The sequence below is a fragment of the Vibrio penaeicida genome (assembly GCF_002933855.1).
Classification (GTDB): Bacteria; Pseudomonadota; Gammaproteobacteria; order Enterobacterales; family Vibrionaceae; genus Vibrio; species Vibrio penaeicida_A.
This window is the reverse complement of the sequence record NZ_BFAQ01000008.1, coordinates 26,185-43,394: the sequence shown is the minus strand read 5'-3', so window position 1 is coordinate 43,394 and position 17,210 is coordinate 26,185. Positions and strand designations below refer to the sequence as shown.

Sequence of the window (17,210 nt, the reverse complement as noted above, 5' to 3'; positions counted from 1 at the left end):
TATGATTTACAAACACAATTTTTATTCACCACTTTTATGCAAACTCAACAACATAACCCTTTACGCGGTGCGTCTTGGATGCTTACCGCCGGAATGGCTTTCGCTATTGTGAATAGCCTTGCGCAAGTCGCAAGCATTAACTTTGGCGTTCCTTCCACCACCGTTGCTCTGCTCCAATACGGAATTGCGCTACTGGTGATTCTTCCTTACCTAAGAACACTAGGTATACGCCAATCACTCAAAACTCAACATTTTGGGTGGCATGCGATGCGTGTTTTCCTATCGGTTATTGGTATCCAACTTTGGTTGTGGGCACTGGCCTACCCCGTTCCTATTTGGCAGGGTATCGCTCTGCTTATGACATCACCACTTTTCGCTACTGTAGGATCGGGCTTGTTCCTAAAAGAGAAAGTAGGTGCTGCTCGCTGGTTTGCGACATTAGCCGGTTTTGCCGGTGCAATGATAATTTTAGAACCGTGGGCAGACGACTTTAGCTGGGCAACCTTATTACCGGTAGGCGCTGCATTCTTTTGGGCATGCTATTCCATTATGGTGAAAAAGCTGTCGGTGAACGATCCACCGTCCACCATGGTGGTGTACCTTCTTCTGCTGATCACGCCTTTTAACCTGTTGTTGGCGCTACCCGACTTTTCAATGCCGAGCACATGGAATTTATGGGCAGTGTTAATTGCCGCAGGAGCGATGACAGCGCTAGCTCAATGGGCGATTGTTAAAGCTTACGCAGTCGCTGATGCCTCGTTTGTACAACCATTTGATCACGCCAAACTGCCTTTAAATGTGTTGGCAGGCTGGATGGTATTTGGCTGGGTTCCTCCAGGTCGGCTATGGCTTGGCGCGGCTATAATTATTGGTGCAGTCGCATTTATCACGCACTGGGAAACCAAAAAATCGAACTAGCGTTTTGCTTTGAGTGCTCTGTGATTGCAGTTGGGTGTACTTGCGATTAAACGTGCTCGCGCTTAAGAATGATAGCGCGAGCATCTTTTGTGATGCATTTGTGAGCTTTCTGTGAGTTATTCGAGCAAAGGCTGAGCGTATAGTCGTTATGACTTTAATAACGACACGCGAGGTTTTCGCATGAAAAACACAACCAAAACACTCATCTCTTTAGCACTGTTTAGCCTTTCTCCTTCATTGCTGGCCAACTCTTATTACTACCATCAAGAAAGAGTTTACGAAGTCACCGTAACTAACCTGACCAAAGGCATTTCATTTACACCTTTCCTTGGTGCGACCCATTTACCAAGACACCAGCTTTTTAAACTTGGGGAACCGGTCTCTGATAACGTTGAACGCGTAGCTGAAGGCGGTGATATCGCACCATTGCAAGCTCAACTTGATGACTCTAACTATGTCTCCTCTACCTCTTCTTCTGAGGGCTTGCTCAACAACGGTCAAAGTGTGTCGTTTGAATTAACTTCAACTCGACCACATAGCCGATTAAGCCTTATTTCCATGCTGCTCCCTACCAACGACACCATGGTATCACTTCGCGGAAAGCGACTGCCTAGATACATTGGTAAGTCGGTGACCTACCAAATGCACGCATACGACGCTGGCACCGAAGCCAACGATGAGTTATGCGCTAATATTCCTGGCCCTCAATGTGGTGGGTCGCCATTCTCTGCTGCAGCTGACAGTGATGAAGGCTATGTTTACCCGAGTCCAGGCATTCATGGAGAAGCCGACCTGGCACAATCTGCCTATGATTGGCAAGGCGCTGTCGCCAAAGTAAGAATTAAGCGAATTCAATAGGTTGAACCTTGGCAGAGCGTAAGCTCTGCCTTACTCTTCTAAATGATTGTTCTCTCTGAATGGGGAATTGGAGGAACGTCAATTCACTCAAAATATTGACCTGACTTCCAGAGGAATCACAATGAAAAAAACCATCGCTATGGGCGTGTTCTCTTACCTTTTGTCCTACTCAGCCATTGCTGACAATGGTCTTGTAACCATCAAAAGCAATCACAATGTCGATCAAACGACTCAAAATCTTGTTGCTATTTTAGAGAAAAAAGGCATGACCGTTTTCACCCAAATCAAACATGATGAAGGTGCAAAGAAAGTAGGAATAGAACTCAGGCCCACTCGACTAGTTATTTTTGGTAATCCAAAAGTTGGTACACCACTTATGAAGTGCAACCAAACTGTTGCTATCGATTTGCCACAAAAAATGCTCATTTGGCAAGACGAAGCAGGAGACAACTGGTTGGCATACAATAGCCCCGATTACCTCAACACTCGCCATGGCTTGGACATGAATTCAGAGAACAAATGCGCAAAAGTTATCGGCAAAGTAAAACAAGCACTAAGCAATTTTGCTAAAGCAGCAACTCAGTAATTACAAGCTCTCAAGTTATCGGTAAAAAACAATACGCCCATTGATTCAATTCAATGGGCGTATTGCATATAAGGTTCTGTTCACTTATCAATGAAAAGGCTACTTTAAGCAGTCACTCTCTTCCGTCATCAATCGTTTTAACTCTCGATAATCCGTAAATTTAATGTTGTTCTCTTTTATTGCTTTATTAAGCGAACCATCGGTCCAAACGCGATATTCATCAAACCGAAATTCAGCGTCTCTGAATTGCTGCTTGGCACTGTCGGTTCGAAGTGCAGGATGAATCGCGACGTGATGAAGGGCTGGCTTGGCATCTTCAAACATCTCTTGATATTGGGCTTGGCTTAACCCTTCATCCATTAACCTATCTGTTGGGTTGTAATACATCCAAAAAACATCTGGAGAGAAATATCCTTTCCATTGCAGAGTCGCCGTGCGGCTCCGTTGTTCACGCTGACTCATCCAGTGGTGCTGAACAATAATAGGCAGTTTGTAGTGCTTAGCGATGCTAAGGGTGACATCCCAGAAATCTTCTCGATATGCCCAATACAGCATGTGAAAGTCTAGGTGAGTTACATTGAGCCCCATTGCGAGTGCAAGGTCGATTTGCGCTTCTAATTCCTTACGCACTTCTTTGATGTTGGCGTACTCTGCGAGCTCATCTCCCGTTGGCCACATGAAACCTTTTTTGTTGTATAGCGAAGGGACCTCTTCTTGACTGAGTAATGGCGTCCAACTATTGGCTTCTTGCCACTCGTTGGTCAGTGTTAGGTGCAACCCAACTGGTACTTTATTGCTGATAGCATAACGTGCAGAGAAATTGAAATTTGGTGTTGGAACCATTAAAGAAAAGGTTTGAACAATGTCTTGCTCATACATTTCAAACACAGCCTTATCCATATCGGGATGCATCCCAATGTCGTCAGCGTTAATCACAAAAACTGTGTCTTGCGAATCGAAACCGAGGCACTGATTTATTTTGCTGGCATCGGAGCACCCACTCAGCAATAGTGCTGCTCCTAACGCACTGACCCATAACTTAGCCATTTTTCGCCTATACATATTCTGGTTTGAACAAAAATATGCCACAAATTCAATATGTGTAGTTTGACTTGTGTTTCGATTTTATGAGCTTATTGAGCGGCTTGAATAGAACATCCGAGCCATCTCGCATTTATACCCAAATCAACAGACCCAAGGTATAAATGCTTTGAGACTGCATTAGATAGGTCTATTTGAAAGGTTGCTGATTCACGAATATCAGCTCATTGGTGTTAAAACCTTTTGCTTTAGAGATCTCTACAAACTTGTCCTTAATCTCTTGGCTGACTTCAGGTGTACGAGACAGCAACCAAAGGTAGGAGTTATCTGGTCCTGAAACGAAAGCGTAGTCGTAGCCTTCTTTTTCCAGTTCAAATACCACGTAAGAACCGTAAAACGGACCAAAGAATGAGACCTTCAAGTAACCTTGATCATCGCCTTCTACAAAGTACGCCTTACCTTCCGCTTGGCTCCACTCGTTGTCTTCAAGAGAATAACCACGATTGATAACGCGAATACCGCCATCGTCGCGCCAAGAATATTCCGCCGTTACCTGCTCTAATCCACGCTCAAACGAATGATCCAATCTCGCGATTTCATACCATTTCCCTAAATATCGCTCTCCAGCAAATTCTTGCACTGGTTGTACTTTGTCTGGCATACCTAAACAGCCACTCAAAAATAATATGGATAAAGCCATTCCGATAATTTTCATTGATTCCCCGACACTGTATTGGAAAATAAATAACCTCAAGGCTGAGGCTACATATAAAAATAGCCTTAGTTTTTACGAATGGATTTCGATTTTGGATTTCACTGAATTCGCAATAAAGCAGTTTTTGTGAGCCATGGCGTGCAGCTTTTGAAGTTGTTCTGGAGTTGGGATTTTATCGCCGGAAAAAGCCACAATTGGGTTTAATGACACGTTACTGATCCACCGCTTTCCGTCTTCACCTTCCGACAATGTCCCGAACGCTTTGTCTTCGTAATGCTCCACTACATACCTCCGCTTAGCGGCAATCGCTAAAAATGCCATCATATGGCAGCTCGAAAGCGTCGCGACGTACGCCTCTTCTGGATCAACAGCCGATTCATCTGACAATGGAGGAGGAATAACTAAGGGAGAAGAAGACGCTTGTAGGGATATTCCACCATCGAATTCCCAAGAATGTGTGCGGCAAAATTGGCTATCAGTAAACGTTTGACTTTCCAGTTTTTGCCAACGGATTGTTGCGTGATGAATCGTCATTCTTGTGAGTACACCTTGAGAAAAAACAAAGTGTACCCAAACTCTTGGATGGTTTCGCGGAGATTCTTAACGATTTAGGCGGCCGACTATATTTACCAAGCAAAATCGGTAGGCACAATACAGATTGAGGACGAACACCCTTTCTTAATCATTCTCGTATATGATGCAATCATTGGCCTCGCGGCGGGCACAATCGTTTCTTTTTTCATTCAGTACCTTATCTTCAATATCCATCGCTTCCCAATCATTGTCAGCTGGAGAACGTCCTCGGTCAGTAAAGGTGATAAGCGGCTCGTCAGTTTCATCACTTTTCCATATGGAATCTTCGTATTCAAAGCCACTTTCTTTCTTCGCATCTTCATTGCAGTTGGCACTGGAAAAAGCATGCGAATTTCGGTCACAAGAATCATAGAGAATGGAATTAGCGTGAACAAGTGAAGGTATTTGACTGCTGAGCACCAGCAGTAAGGCAGCAAAAAGATTTCGATTCATTCGATTAATTAAAATTATCAATACAACGTAGGGAATGCATTTTATAAACAACCACGTTTTGGTCAATGTTTTTTAACGTTACTGTCTTCGCGGTTCAAAAATGAAAGTTTCCCTGAAAATTCTTGCGCCCATAAAGGAACTTTTTTGAGGGCTGAGCTGGTAATGTAACAATACCAAGCTCCACCTCTTTACTCATACAGGAAGGGTCAATGGTTTAACATTGTGGAATGTAATCAAGCACAATAATGTCTTCTAAGATTGGGTGAAATTGAGCCTTTAAAGATTCATGCTCTGGGTGTTTTAAATAGTTCTGACGCCCCTCTTCATCTGCAAACGTCATAAAAATACAGTGCGTATAATTTTTGTTTTTTCCTTCTGGGCTATCATTTTTACCCCACTCAACAGACGCGACACCTTTCACTGCATTGGGTATCTCCAAAAATAACCCAAGCAATGATTGGATCTGGTCCTGTTGTGCTGATTCTTTAAACTCTACAAGCAGTAGATGCCTTATCATTGTGTTCCCCTTCAATTCGCTTAATTTCTATACATCATACTGATCACTGAAAAGGTTTCCGCGCACCAAATTGGGTTCTGCGAACTTCATTCCATGCAATGATGATAAAGTCCCAAAATTCTGAACCTGTATCGACAGCAAAGTCTCACGTACCAATTTCAATTACACTGTAATTTCGGTTAGTTTTTGTTCTACAAACGTATCAAATTAATCTACGGCCGGGTTATTCAACAACAGAAAAGGAGAAACTGAATGGATAAAGTGGCAATCGTGACAGGTGGAGCAAGCGGCATAGGATACGCCATTGCGAAATCTTTAGCTTCCGAGGGCATCCGAGTGGCTATCGCTGATTTGAATGAGAGCGAAGGCAAACAAGCGGCTTCTGAACTTGGGTGCGAGTTTTTCTGTGCCGATCTCTCTCAGGAGTCGAACAACAAAGCGCTTGTCGAACAAGTCCTTTCCAAGCTTGGTAGAATCGACATTTTAGTGAACAACACAGGGTTTCAGCATGTCAGCCCAATAGAGACTTTCCCTGAAAACGTGTTATCTAAAATGCTTTCTGTAATGCTCACCTCCCCTTTTCTGCTCACTAAGTACTGCTGGGCACCAATGAAAGCTAATCATTGGGGAAGAATTATCAATATTGCCTCTATTCATGGTCAAGTTGCTTCGCCGTATAAAGCCGCCTACGTGACCGCAAAACACGGGTTGGTTGGGCTGACTAAATCTTCCGCACTAGAAGGCGGCGAATGTGGCATTACCGCGAACGCTATTTGCCCCGCGTATGTCAAAACACCTCTAGTTGAAAAACAAATTGCAGACCAAGCTGCTAACCATAATTTGGATTACGACTCCGTAGTACAAGAGATCATGCTGAAAAACGCCGCCATTAAAAGAATGATAGAGCCCGAGGAGGTCGGTGCCATGGTGAAGTATTTGGTCAGTGATGCAGGCAGATCCATAACAGGATCAAGTTTATCCATCGATTTAGGGTGGACAGCGCAATAAATGGATTGGGTAGGAACTACTGTAGCTTTTTTCCTAAGCACACGGAAACCGCCCTTCCAACGTATTTCCCGTAAGCTGGAATATCGTGGTATCCGTGTTTTTTGTAGAAAGAAACCGCTCTTGTATTTACTCGCCTCGTAGACAGCAAAGCCGAACGATACCCTTTGCTGAGTGCGTATGACTCCAGTTCACTCAGCAGCAATGACCCTAGCCCTGGTTTCGCGGAGTACATACGTTTTATTTCGCAGGCGGATTCTGAATGATAACGAAATCCGCCGCATACTGTGGGTTCACCATTTAAATAACCCACCAGATACCCATCTTTTTCCGAGTTAAACGCTTCTGCTTTGAACGAACTCTCACCGCTATCACTCGTAATAGAAGTTAGGCTCTTGTTTAGTTCCTTCACTAAAAATAGAAAATCGCGATCGTCCGGAGCGACATGTTTGAAGCGAAGTCTTTCTGGTGTTCCAGTATTCATTATGCTTCCATCCGTTTAAACACTTGATTGTACACAGTTCGCCTTTCTCAGGATGTTCTGAAACTAAAAGTCCACTGATAGCTAAAACAGAACATTGTGGAGCAGCCCTGCACCGATAGCCATAGACAAAATTACAGCGATAAAAGAGACAACCAGAGTATTTTTAAACATCGATTTTAACAAAATGACTTCCGTTAGGCTGGCACCTGCACTCCCGATTATTAACGCCATTACCGCGCCAAGCCCCATGCCTTTGGCAGCAAGTGCGGCACTGAGTGGAATCACCGCTTCAGCACGGATGTAGAGCGGAATGCCAATGACAGCCGCAACGGGAATAGCCAAAGGGTTATCCTTACTCGCAACACTCGCGATGAATTCTGTTGGCATAAAGCCGTAGATAATCGAACCAATGGCAATACCACCAATCAAGAAGGGTAAAACCTTTTTAAAATCGTTCCAAGTACTATGCCAAACCTTAACCCATTTGCTTTCTGGTTTCTTGCCCTCACTGCACGTTGCTCCACACCCTTTTGCAATTGGTGCATCATAAACTTCAGGCTTGATGTACTTTTCAAATCCAAGTTTTTCGAGGGAATACCCCGCTAACACAGATACCCCCATGGCTACTGAGAAATACAATATTGTGACTTGATAACCAAATGTGATCGCAAACAATCCAATAATGATGGGGTTCAATAACGGGCTAGCAAATAGAAATACCATCATGGTTCCAAAGCCTGCTCTTGCTCTTAATAGCCCCTTCAAGAATGGGATCGTTGAGCAAGAGCAGAAAGGAGTGACTGCGCCTAGAAACGCGGCTACCACATAACCTTTGCCATTTTTGCTACTCAATATGCTCTGGATTTTTTTTGGCGGAATATACAGTTGAATAACACCCACCACATAGCTAATGGCTAGAAACAGTATGGTTAGCTCAACCGCTAGAAAAGCGAACATGGATAACGTGTCTTGCAGAGCGAGTGTATTTGTATCGAACATAATAAAAATCTCTATATTTCTAGAATATTCGAAATATATTCTTTACCAATAGAATGATCAAGATATTTCTAGTAATATCGAAATATAAAATTAGAGAGGAAACTAAATGGACATCGAAATCGTCGCGAAGTCTCTGAAAGAGTTAGGTCACCCAACAAGGCTGACTATTTACAAAAGTGTTGTGAAAGCCGGATTTAGAGGTATCGCTGTTGGAGGGCTGCAAGAAAGCCTCGCTATTCCAGGATCGACACTATCACATCATATATCGGGGTTGGTTTCAGCAGGTTTACTGACACAGCGCCGAGAAGGGAGAACGCTTTTTTGTGTCGCTGAATATGAAAAGCTTCGAGGTGTGATCAGCTTCTTGCTCGACGAGTGCTGCGCCGACGAAGAAGAAGAGTGATGCATGATGGAAAGGGAACACAAATAGAAGCTTAGCCCTTCAAAAAAAGGCACCTCAAACCTAAGGCACCTCAAACCTAAGGTACCCCAAAAAATAGGGTACCCAGCCTGTTACACAGTTTTCTTCCACACGAGATACAACACAAATACCCCACCAAGCGCGGCGGTAATAATACCAACGGGCAGTTCTTGTGGCGCTAAAATGGTTCGGCTTACAACATCACCAGTGGTCAGCATCACTGCTCCCCATAGCGCTACCAATGGCAATAATCTACGGTGGGTCATGCCGGAAAAAGGCCGTACCAAGTGTGGCACCATCAAGCCAATAAAACCTACGACCCCTGTAAGTGCAACAATGGATGCCGTGCAAAAGGCACTGCATATAAAAATTTCACTTCTTAACCTGTGAACATTAATGCCTAGCGAGTGGGTTGTTTGATCGCCCACTAGCAGCGTATCTAAATCTCGGTAGCGTTTAAGAATCAACGCTGTCACGCCAAGTACGCCAACGAGTGCAAAGAATAAGTTGTCCCAGCGCGCTAATCCTAGCCCGCCCATGGTCCAAAAAAGAATCGAACTGGCTGCTCTTTGATCCCCTGAGTAGATGAGAAAGCTTGTCACCGCACCAAATAGAAATGAAATGGCGAGACCACAAAGAACTAAGTTGTCATTTCCGCGCTTCTTTTGAATGGAGAACAGAATGATCACCGCCGATGCCGATACAATGCCTCCGGCAAACGCTGCTATAGGCAAAGACCAAGTCCCTAGTGCATCGCCAAGACGGGTTATCACTAATACTGCCCCGGCAGAAGCACCTGAAGACAAACCAAATAAAAATGGGTCTGCTAAGTCATTTCTTGTGGCAGTTTGCAACAATGCACCTACCAACGCTAACCCCGCTCCACCAATTACGGCAAGCAGCGCTCTTGGTAATCGTAAATCCATCAGTATCCGGCTGGTCATGGATATGTCATCGTCGCCAAACGAACGTAATCCAATAAACAACTCGTCCATAGAAAGCGTTGTGGAACCGAGCACGAGACTTAATGTAAATACCACCAGAAGAGCTGCTCCACCGAGCAGCCACATAACTGAGTAAGAATACACCTTCATTTAGCGCTAGTTATTTGGAAACAACGCACGTGACAGTTTTTCAATGGCATCTATATTGGCAGGACCTGGGGTAAGCTGTTCATAGCGAAGCTTTACATACCGCTTGTCTTTAACCGCTTTTGTGTGCTGCATGAGTGGATGTTGCTCTAAGAAATTTTTCAAAGCATCCGCACCGCTCGCGCTTTGGTAATCCAAAAGAATGATCACGTCAGGGTTTTCTTTAGCAACATGTTCCCACGACGTCGTTGACCAGCTGGTTTCCATATTGTCTGTGACGTTATTTCCTCCGGCAACCCGAATAAGTGCATTTGGCATGGCATATTTTCCGGCGGTAAAGGGTTTATCTTCACCAGAGTCATACAAAAACACTTTAGGTTTAGCTGCATTAGGGTTCTGATTTTTTGATACAGCCGCTATTCTCTTTTGCCATTCACTGACTAACGATTTGGCCTTTTCTTGTCGATCAAATATCACTCCCAACTTCATGACATCATCATACAATAAGTTCATGTTCGCGCTCTGCTCTAACTTATTGGTATGGATACAACTCTCAGACAGGATTAAGGTGTTAGTGCCATAAGGCGTTAAAGTCTTCGGCGTCACCTCCCCACCAACTTTCATGCCGTAATTCCAACCCGCAAAGAAGAAATCCGCTTTGGAGGTAATTAGAGTTTCTAATGAAGGGTATTTGGGCGCCAGTTCTTTAATACTTCCCAGCTTTTCTTCAAAGCTCGGGGACATCTTGTACCACCCTGAGATACCCGTTACACCAGCCATACTCTCTTGTAATCCCAGAGAAAACGCCATCTCCGTCATATTGATATCGTGAAATACAGCTCGACTAGGGCGTTCTTTAATCACGAGCGGGGTTCCACAGTTATCAACGGTAACTGGGTATTGAGTATTTGCAGCTTGCGCCCAAACAGGTAAAAGAACCGTCAGAATGACAGACCATTTCATTAAGCAACTCCTAAAGATGATTGTACACGTGAGCCAGCCGCTTCAAAGTGGTGAACGACATTGGTCAAATGCGGGTGGTTAAAAGTTAAAACACGCAGCCCAAAAACAGGGGTAATGTGCTTGTCTTGTAAGATTTCTTCAGCGGTATCGCACTTCACTATTTTTTGCTCTGACATCAAAATCACTTTATCGGCAAAAGGGGCGACCAATGGCAAATCATGCAATACAGCGATTGATGCCATGTTTCTGTTTTTTATCAATTCCAGTAGTTCTAATCGGGCTAGAGGATCGAGATGATTGGTTGGCTCGTCAAGCAGCATTAACTTGGGTTCTTGAGCAAATGCTCTCGCTATGTTTGCTCGCTGCTGTTCTCCACCTGACAACGCGCCCATCGGGCGGTCGGCTTTGTCGCTGAGATTGACGTCTTGAATGGCATTTTCCACAGCTCTCTCATGGGTACTTTTAGAACAGCAAAAGGTATGGGGAACCCGACCCAGCCAAACATATTCTCGGACCGTAAGTCTTGGATCAACATGATCGTTTTGCGCAACAACAGCAATGGATTTGGCTTTTTGTTGCGGTGACATCTCACTAACAGGGACGCCCTCTACAAACAGGCGACCTTCTAAGGGTTCATATTCCCCTGATATTGCTTTCAGCAAGCTCGACTTACCGCAGCCATTTGGACCAATAATAGCCACACACTCACCCTGAGAGACGGTAAAAGTGGCTTGTGTTAACACCTTCCACCCTAACGAGCTTTTGGCACATAACTTTTCTACATCGAGGATGAGCGTAGACTGTGTGGACATTGTGAAACCATAATTTAAAGATATGTTATAACATAACACAATTATAGATATACATGTCAATAGCTTGCACGTTAGTTGACCTCAGCTTTGGACAAGAAACAGCATAACCCATCGAATTAACTGAAAGTTGTACTTTATGTCCTTTCTAGTTAGAGGTTTTTGTTGGTAACAAGGCGAATTAACGCGTCAATAGCGAGCCTATTGCAAGTGAATTCAACGCAGTTAGCAGCACAAACAGCGACTAGAAAGATGTTCTGTTATCCAAAGCTGAGGTTAGTTATAAGCGCGTCATTAATCTTGCTGCCTCGTTTTCTGTATGCGTTTCTTTTTTGGCTTTACTCCAGCGATGGCTAAGAGCATGGGGGGCATCTGATGCTATCTCATCTTCTTTCTGCCGAATGGCATCAATATGCGTACCTAAGTCTTTCATAGGCGCACGAAAATCAACCACGTACTCAATCCGTTTTTTTAACGCACCATAGCGTCTTGCAACTTGCCGATGGGTGTCTGCTTTTTCTGAAAGCCTTAAAAAGGTTTGTAAATAAGCAAACAAAGCGGCCGACGTCCCAACGACTGGTGATAACCAAATGGGCTGGACATCACTGGCGAAAATCAAAACAGAAGATGCCGTCGTTAATACAATCAATACAACACCGAGCAGCAAATGATAGCGCCCATAGGAAATTGCCGTGTAGCTATGAGCCAGTTGAGCCCTTTTGCACCTAGCCCGCCATTTGATCAATGTTGCCATTTGACCTTCATTTAAATTCTTCGCCATAACGCCACCTGAACCATTCCGAGCATTCAGCTTCCTTGCCCACAACAACTCCATTGCAACTGGTTTTGAGATAAAAACCCTGATACGTATTTATTTTTCATCAAACTAGGAAAGGAGAACAGCGACAATCATCAAATCATAATAAAATCAATATATTAAAACATCATCATGCATAAAGCCCATTCGATTAATTCAACTATTTAACGCATCAAATCCCATATTATTAATGAGAAATATACTGTATATACAAACAGTATTCCACTGGTGATTTTCGCTGTTTATTCACGGTGTGAACACTTTCAAAGTACAGAAAAGACAAAGTTCCCTCTGTAAGGAGATAGAGATAGTGGTATACAAAAGGTAAAAATAAACACGGTTAAGTGCACAAAATGGAGACAAAGAAGAGGTACGTGGAAGGACAATAACTATAGAAGTTGTTGATCTTAGCTATCGATATCGGGGAAAACATAAATATCGCGGCTTAAATCATCAGGGAATTTCTCTCTCCTAGATTTTACGCCACCTAACCGCTTAACTAAGGATTTCGCGGGCTTGTTGGCATCATTCATATAGGTCTCGACTTCTTGCCAGCCAAACTCGCGGTAGGCATACGAGATAACGGCAAGAGACGCTTCTACCGCGTAACCTTGTCCTCTTGAACTTGGCAACAACCACCAAGTTAGCTCTCTAGGCCAACCCAACCCTTGCCAAAATCCACAAACTCCAACGATTTTCCCTGAACCTTTTTCTTTGATAGCCCAAACGCCAAAACCATCCACGTACCAACCACCAATATCGCTTTTAAGGCGAACCCATGCCATTGAACGTGAAATAGGTCCTCCATACGCCTCTGACGCGACGCGATCGGTATAAAATGCCTCATAGGCTTCAAAGCAGCTTTCATCTGGTCCGACTAAAAGCAACCTATCGGTTTCAATTTCTGGGATCATGGCTTGTAACTTTGAGTAGGTTAGAGTGTGGAGATGAGTATTCATAAAAAAATCACCTACATATCGCTATGTAGGTGAAAAATGTACCACAAATTAAGGTTGCTTATACACCCCTGCAGGTGTGTACGGCAAGGCAGATACTATTAGACAAAACATCGTCACTCAACCCCTTTGATAGCACTTAATTCCATATAAAATCGACATTACCGTACATTGTCAAAAATCTAAGCATTTATGCAGCATGATATCAAAGATACAAAACTAAAACGTTGACAGATCACATCGTTTAACATTACGGAGTTCTGTATGATTTTCATACAATCAATTAGATTTTATGAACAAACGCAGACGAAATGAGCTCCAGTAGAGTTAAAGCTGTATTGGAGAAAACGTCTAAATTTAGGACATTTGAATTCAGGTGAGAGTGTCGAGGTAGAGATGCCGAAATAAACATGTTTAAATTAGCGTAGAAATGAGGGTTCGTTGTAGCGAAGCCTATGAAAATAGATACCTTATGTCGCACAAGGTCTCACTAGAGGATAGAAAAATAATGAAAGTGATCAGCTTCAACATAAATGGTCTTCGAGCTCGCCTTCACCAACTGCAAGCATTAATAGACAAGCATCAGCCAGATGTCATCGGTCTTCAGGAAATCAAAGTTCATGATGATGCGTTTCCTTTGGAAGACGTGGAAGCGATGGGATACAAAGTTTACTACCATGGTCAAAAAGCGCATTACGGTGTCGCTATGCTGTGCAAACAAGAGCCACTTGAAGTCAGAAAGGGCTTCCCAACGGATAATGACGATCATCAAAAGCGCATGATCATGGCAACCTTTAAAGATGAAAATGGTGAAAAAGTCACAGTGCTCAATGGCTACTTCCCACAAGGTGATAATGTCGAACACGAAACAAAATTCCCGTATAAAGAACAATTCTACAAAGACTTGATGACCTATCTTAATGATCACCATACAAATGAAGAACAGGTCATTGTTATGGGCGACATCAACATTAGCCCTATTGATTTGGATATCGGCATCGGTGAACCGAATCGTAAGCGATGGCTAAAAACGGGAAAATGTTCTTTCCAACCTATCGAACGTGAGTGGCTACAAACGTTATTAGATTGGGGCTTTGAAGACACATTCCGTAACTTGCACCCTGATGTCGAGGATAAGTACTCTTGGTTTGACTACCGCTCTCGCGGGTTTGATGATAACCGAGGTCTGAGGATTGACGTGGTATTAGCTACTCCTAGCCTAGCGAAAAAGTGCGTTGAAGCCGATATTGATTACGAGTTGCGTGGAATTGAAAAACCATCTGATCACGCGCCTATTTGGTCTGTTTTCAAATAAAAATTTGAATCGATAGACACTAAAAAACCCCGCTATCTCTAGCGGGGTTTTTATTTGATTGAAACGGTTTTAATTAGTGCTGTACTTCTTCTACAGGTACAGGCTCTTTAGGTAACGAGAAGTGAAGCAGCAAGTAGCCTAGTATTGCTGAAGTCGTCGACCCCATCAGGATACCCAAGCGAGAATACGTATCAAATTCTGCGCTAACATTAACAAACGCCAATCCAGATATGAATATCGACATGGTAAAACCAATACCACACAGTACCGAAACTGCAAATATGTGTTTCATGTTGATACCTTCTGGTAACTTAGCCACGCCCATCTTCACGGCAACCCAGCTGAAGCTGAAGATACCAAGAGGTTTACCGACCAATAGCCCCATCGCAATACCCAGCGGTAGCATTGAGGTTAAGCCTGACATGGATACGCCTGCCAACGAGATACCTGCATTTGCAAAAGCAAAGACTGGCAAAATAAAGAACGCGACATAAGAGTGCAGTGCATGTTCAACGTGCTTGAGAGGCGACCGCTCCCCTTTGTTGCCGTTAAGCGGAATAGCGAAGCCTATTACTACACCAGCCAACGTTGCGTGCACACCAGATTTCAATACCGCTACCCACAGAATAAAGCCGACTATGAGGTACCATCGAATCTTACTGACGTGTCGACTGTTCATAAAGAACAAGACGGCAGTGGCAACAAAGCCTATCAAAAGCGCAGTGGTCGAAAGATCGCCAGTATAAAACAGCGCGATAATTACAACGACACCTAAGTCATCGATAATAGCTAACGCAAGTAGGAATACTTTTAGGCTTACCGGTACGCGCTTTCCAAGAAGCGCCATAATACCTAAGGCAAATGCGATGTCGGTTGCCGCAGGGATCGCCCATCCTTGCATTGCTGTTGGGTCACCGCTATTGAATGCGATATAGACAAGTGCAGGTGCAAGCATTCCGCCAACAGCTGCAATAGCTGGGAAGATTGCGGTTTCTTTGGATTTTAAAGCGCCTTCTAGTAGTTCACGCTTAACTTCTAGACCAATGAGAAGGAAGAAGACAGCCATCAAGCCATCATTGATCCAGTGAGAAATGGACATGCCCAATACATAGGTGTGTAACCCTGCTTGGTACATTTCATTGAGTGGGGAGTTCGCGACGAACATAGCAATTGCAGCCGCAATTACTAGGATGATACCACCCGCGGATTCCATTTTAAAAAAGTGTTTAATGACATCATTCATGATATCGCCCTTTCATCTACTTTGTTAATAGAATGCTAACAAACAATAATTCAAAGTTTATAGTGTGATGTCGCTTGGGAAAAATCGCTTGTTTGGAGCTCAAACATCGGTTTTTCCGAAACTTATCAAGTTTTAATCAGAGTATTCCTTACTGTTATTTAGACTAAGTTTATTATGACTTCCCTTATTGTATAGCCGTTCACAGTTTATAACGCTAAACGTTGCAACTAATTTAGTATTTATACCCACAAAAAAACCGCGCTACAAGAACACGGTTTTTTAAATATTTCATAATGAGAGTGATTACTAATTTCTAAACTTAAGTCATCAATACCCTGTCAATTGCATTAAACCTACTGCTTCGTGGCTGCCCGTAGCCACAATAGGACCTTCCCAATAAGGAATAGCGAATGGCAACCATTGTTCGGATTTCATTACTCGAGTAGTCAGGTTAATGTTGTACTTTGGTACGTTGATAACCCATTGCAAAGGCAATTTACGTCCATTCCTCAATTTAGCTGTGCCAATCGGAACGATCTCGACATCTTCGCCCTTTAGAATGACAACATCTCCCTTTCTGTCTGCAATGGTTCCGAAAGTATAAGAGGGTTGCCTTACGTGTCGATATTGATTAACCATTAATGTTCGTCCATCTGTCAGACGCAGTGAGAATTGGTCCCAGCCTTGTTGCCCTTCAGCAAGTAAACCACTGCCCCACTCTTTGTTAAACCACGCTTCCCCTTGTACACGGTAAGTTTTACCACCTAGAACAAGTTCACCTTTGGTGCGAATAAACGGTGCAGCTACGCTGAATGAAGCGACAGGAAGAAGATCATGCTTAATCTGATAACCGAAATCGCCATTCACCACATATGGACCAATGGTAGAACTATGGAGGTTAACCTTAAACTCATCGGTTTCTATGTTCAGAGTACTAGGAAAAGGCGCATTGCTGGTTGTGCTCCAACGCCAGTTATCGATCCATAAGCCAAATGGCGCGTCTTGCACACCTGCTTGCCCGATCCCGCCACGAGCGACCCTCTGCTCTTTAATGCTTGTTTGGTTAGATGTAATAACAACATGCGACAAGTACGTCTGTGGGCTTTGCCAGCCGCCTATTTCACGCTCATCGCTAGCTATTCGGAAAAAGCTCCACTGAATACCATAGTGTTCATCATTCTCATCTTGGACATTAGCAAAAAAGTGCCACCACTCATGCTGAAAATCAGGGTGTTCCTTGAAATCTTCAGGTATTGCCACTGGGTCATCTGGCAACACTGGTTCAAATACCGCGTCTTTGCTACCAATCAACACCGTATTGACTTCATTTTCATGCTCCCCTGTTACAGAGCCATAAAAAGAGTCATAGAAAATCCACGATATGCCGCTCAGAGCAACAATAGAGAATAGAACTGGAAATATCTTAGATTTGGATGGACGACTCAT

Annotated in this window: 20 protein-coding genes; 6 read left to right on the top strand and 14 right to left on the bottom strand. The window is 43.6% G+C overall.

Annotated features, from left to right (window positions below; all coding sequences use genetic code 11):
• The first annotated feature begins 36 nt into the window (after positions 1–36).
• From VPNCDNU1_RS02060 to VPNCDNU1_RS02050, 3 genes are all read left to right on the top strand, one after another.
• Positions 37–918 carry a DMT family transporter gene (locus tag VPNCDNU1_RS02060; protein WP_104398970.1) on the top strand — a complete coding sequence of 294 codons (882 nt, stop codon included), beginning with the start codon at positions 37–39 and terminating at the stop codon, positions 916–918.
• A 180-nt stretch (positions 919–1,098) separates the two neighbouring features.
• A complete protein-coding gene (locus tag VPNCDNU1_RS02055; protein WP_104398816.1) occupies positions 1,099–1,776 on the top strand; it encodes a spondin domain-containing protein in 678 nt (225 codons plus the stop codon).
• A gap of 121 nt (positions 1,777–1,897) precedes the next feature.
• Complete coding sequence (locus tag VPNCDNU1_RS02050) at positions 1,898–2,362, top strand: DUF302 domain-containing protein (RefSeq protein WP_104398815.1); 465 nt, start codon at positions 1,898–1,900, stop codon at positions 2,360–2,362.
• 99 nt (positions 2,363–2,461) lie between these two features.
• Here the strand turns inward: VPNCDNU1_RS02050 and VPNCDNU1_RS02045 are convergent, their stop codons facing one another.
• The 5 genes from VPNCDNU1_RS02045 to VPNCDNU1_RS02025 form a co-directional block, all read right to left on the bottom strand.
• Entirely contained in the window at positions 2,462–3,409 is a 948-nt protein-coding gene (locus VPNCDNU1_RS02045; protein ID WP_167404700.1) for a polysaccharide deacetylase family protein, read from the bottom strand.
• Between the two features lie 184 nt (positions 3,410–3,593).
• Positions 3,594–4,118 carry a lipocalin family protein gene (locus tag VPNCDNU1_RS02040; RefSeq protein WP_104398813.1) on the bottom strand — a complete coding sequence of 175 codons (525 nt, stop codon included), beginning with the start codon at positions 4,116–4,118 and terminating at the stop codon, positions 3,594–3,596.
• 72 nt (positions 4,119–4,190) lie between these two features.
• Positions 4,191–4,652 (bottom strand): OsmC family protein, encoded by a 462-nt coding sequence (locus VPNCDNU1_RS02035; RefSeq protein WP_104398812.1) that lies wholly within the window; start codon positions 4,650–4,652, stop codon positions 4,191–4,193.
• 144 nt (positions 4,653–4,796) lie between these two features.
• Positions 4,797–5,144, bottom strand: coding sequence for a hypothetical protein (locus VPNCDNU1_RS02030; RefSeq protein ID WP_104398811.1), 348 nt, complete (start codon positions 5,142–5,144; stop codon positions 4,797–4,799).
• Positions 5,145–5,358: 214 nt separating this feature from the next.
• Positions 5,359–5,661 carry a Dabb family protein gene (locus tag VPNCDNU1_RS02025; protein ID WP_104398810.1) on the bottom strand — a complete coding sequence of 101 codons (303 nt, stop codon included), beginning with the start codon at positions 5,659–5,661 and terminating at the stop codon, positions 5,359–5,361.
• Positions 5,662–5,913: 252 nt separating this feature from the next.
• Between VPNCDNU1_RS02025 and VPNCDNU1_RS02020 the strand changes: the two genes are divergently transcribed.
• Entirely contained in the window at positions 5,914–6,669 is a 756-nt protein-coding gene (locus VPNCDNU1_RS02020; RefSeq protein ID WP_104398809.1) for a 3-hydroxybutyrate dehydrogenase, read from the top strand.
• Positions 6,670–6,685: 16 nt separating this feature from the next.
• Here the strand turns inward: VPNCDNU1_RS02020 and VPNCDNU1_RS02015 are convergent, their stop codons facing one another.
• Positions 6,686–7,150: a GNAT family N-acetyltransferase gene (locus VPNCDNU1_RS02015; RefSeq protein WP_104398808.1), complete on the bottom strand. Its 465-nt coding sequence runs from the start codon at positions 7,148–7,150 to the stop codon at positions 6,686–6,688.
• An 81-nt stretch (positions 7,151–7,231) separates the two neighbouring features.
• Positions 7,232–8,149, bottom strand: coding sequence for a permease (locus VPNCDNU1_RS02010; RefSeq protein ID WP_104398807.1), 918 nt, complete (start codon positions 8,147–8,149; stop codon positions 7,232–7,234).
• A 106-nt stretch (positions 8,150–8,255) separates the two neighbouring features.
• Between VPNCDNU1_RS02010 and VPNCDNU1_RS02005 the strand changes: the two genes are divergently transcribed.
• Complete coding sequence (locus VPNCDNU1_RS02005) at positions 8,256–8,552, top strand: ArsR/SmtB family transcription factor (RefSeq protein WP_101112231.1); 297 nt, start codon at positions 8,256–8,258, stop codon at positions 8,550–8,552.
• A gap of 110 nt (positions 8,553–8,662) precedes the next feature.
• On the opposite strand, the gene VPNCDNU1_RS02000 is transcribed toward VPNCDNU1_RS02005, so the two are convergent.
• The 5 genes from VPNCDNU1_RS02000 to VPNCDNU1_RS01980 form a co-directional block, all read right to left on the bottom strand.
• Complete coding sequence (locus VPNCDNU1_RS02000) at positions 8,663–9,664, bottom strand: FecCD family ABC transporter permease (protein ID WP_104398806.1); 1,002 nt, start codon at positions 9,662–9,664, stop codon at positions 8,663–8,665.
• 6 nt (positions 9,665–9,670) lie between these two features.
• Positions 9,671–10,624 carry an ABC transporter substrate-binding protein gene (locus tag VPNCDNU1_RS01995; RefSeq protein WP_104398805.1) on the bottom strand — a complete coding sequence of 318 codons (954 nt, stop codon included), beginning with the start codon at positions 10,622–10,624 and terminating at the stop codon, positions 9,671–9,673.
• Positions 10,624–11,436, bottom strand: coding sequence for an ABC transporter ATP-binding protein (locus VPNCDNU1_RS01990; RefSeq protein ID WP_104398804.1), 813 nt, complete (start codon positions 11,434–11,436; stop codon positions 10,624–10,626). The genes VPNCDNU1_RS01995 and VPNCDNU1_RS01990 overlap by 1 nt, the downstream gene beginning before the upstream one ends.
• Before the next feature lie 277 nt (positions 11,437–11,713).
• Positions 11,714–12,214 (bottom strand): SLATT domain-containing protein, encoded by a 501-nt coding sequence (locus VPNCDNU1_RS01985; RefSeq protein ID WP_104398803.1) that lies wholly within the window; start codon positions 12,212–12,214, stop codon positions 11,714–11,716.
• A 443-nt stretch (positions 12,215–12,657) separates the two neighbouring features.
• On the bottom strand, positions 12,658–13,209 hold the full coding sequence (locus VPNCDNU1_RS01980; RefSeq protein ID WP_201797103.1) for a GNAT family N-acetyltransferase: 552 nt from the start codon (positions 13,207–13,209) through the stop codon (positions 12,658–12,660).
• 505 nt (positions 13,210–13,714) lie between these two features.
• Between VPNCDNU1_RS01980 and xthA the strand changes: the two genes are divergently transcribed.
• Positions 13,715–14,521: an exodeoxyribonuclease III gene (gene xthA / locus VPNCDNU1_RS01975; RefSeq protein ID WP_104398802.1), complete on the top strand. Its 807-nt coding sequence runs from the start codon at positions 13,715–13,717 to the stop codon at positions 14,519–14,521.
• Between the two features lie 73 nt (positions 14,522–14,594).
• Here the strand turns inward: xthA and nhaA are convergent, their stop codons facing one another.
• Both nhaA and VPNCDNU1_RS01965 read right to left on the bottom strand, forming a co-directional pair.
• On the bottom strand, positions 14,595–15,764 hold the full coding sequence (nhaA, locus tag VPNCDNU1_RS01970) for a Na+/H+ antiporter NhaA (RefSeq protein WP_104398801.1): 1,170 nt from the start codon (positions 15,762–15,764) through the stop codon (positions 14,595–14,597).
• A 327-nt stretch (positions 15,765–16,091) separates the two neighbouring features.
• Positions 16,092–17,210 (bottom strand): lipocalin-like domain-containing protein, encoded by a 1,119-nt coding sequence (locus tag VPNCDNU1_RS01965; RefSeq protein ID WP_104398800.1) that lies wholly within the window; start codon positions 17,208–17,210, stop codon positions 16,092–16,094.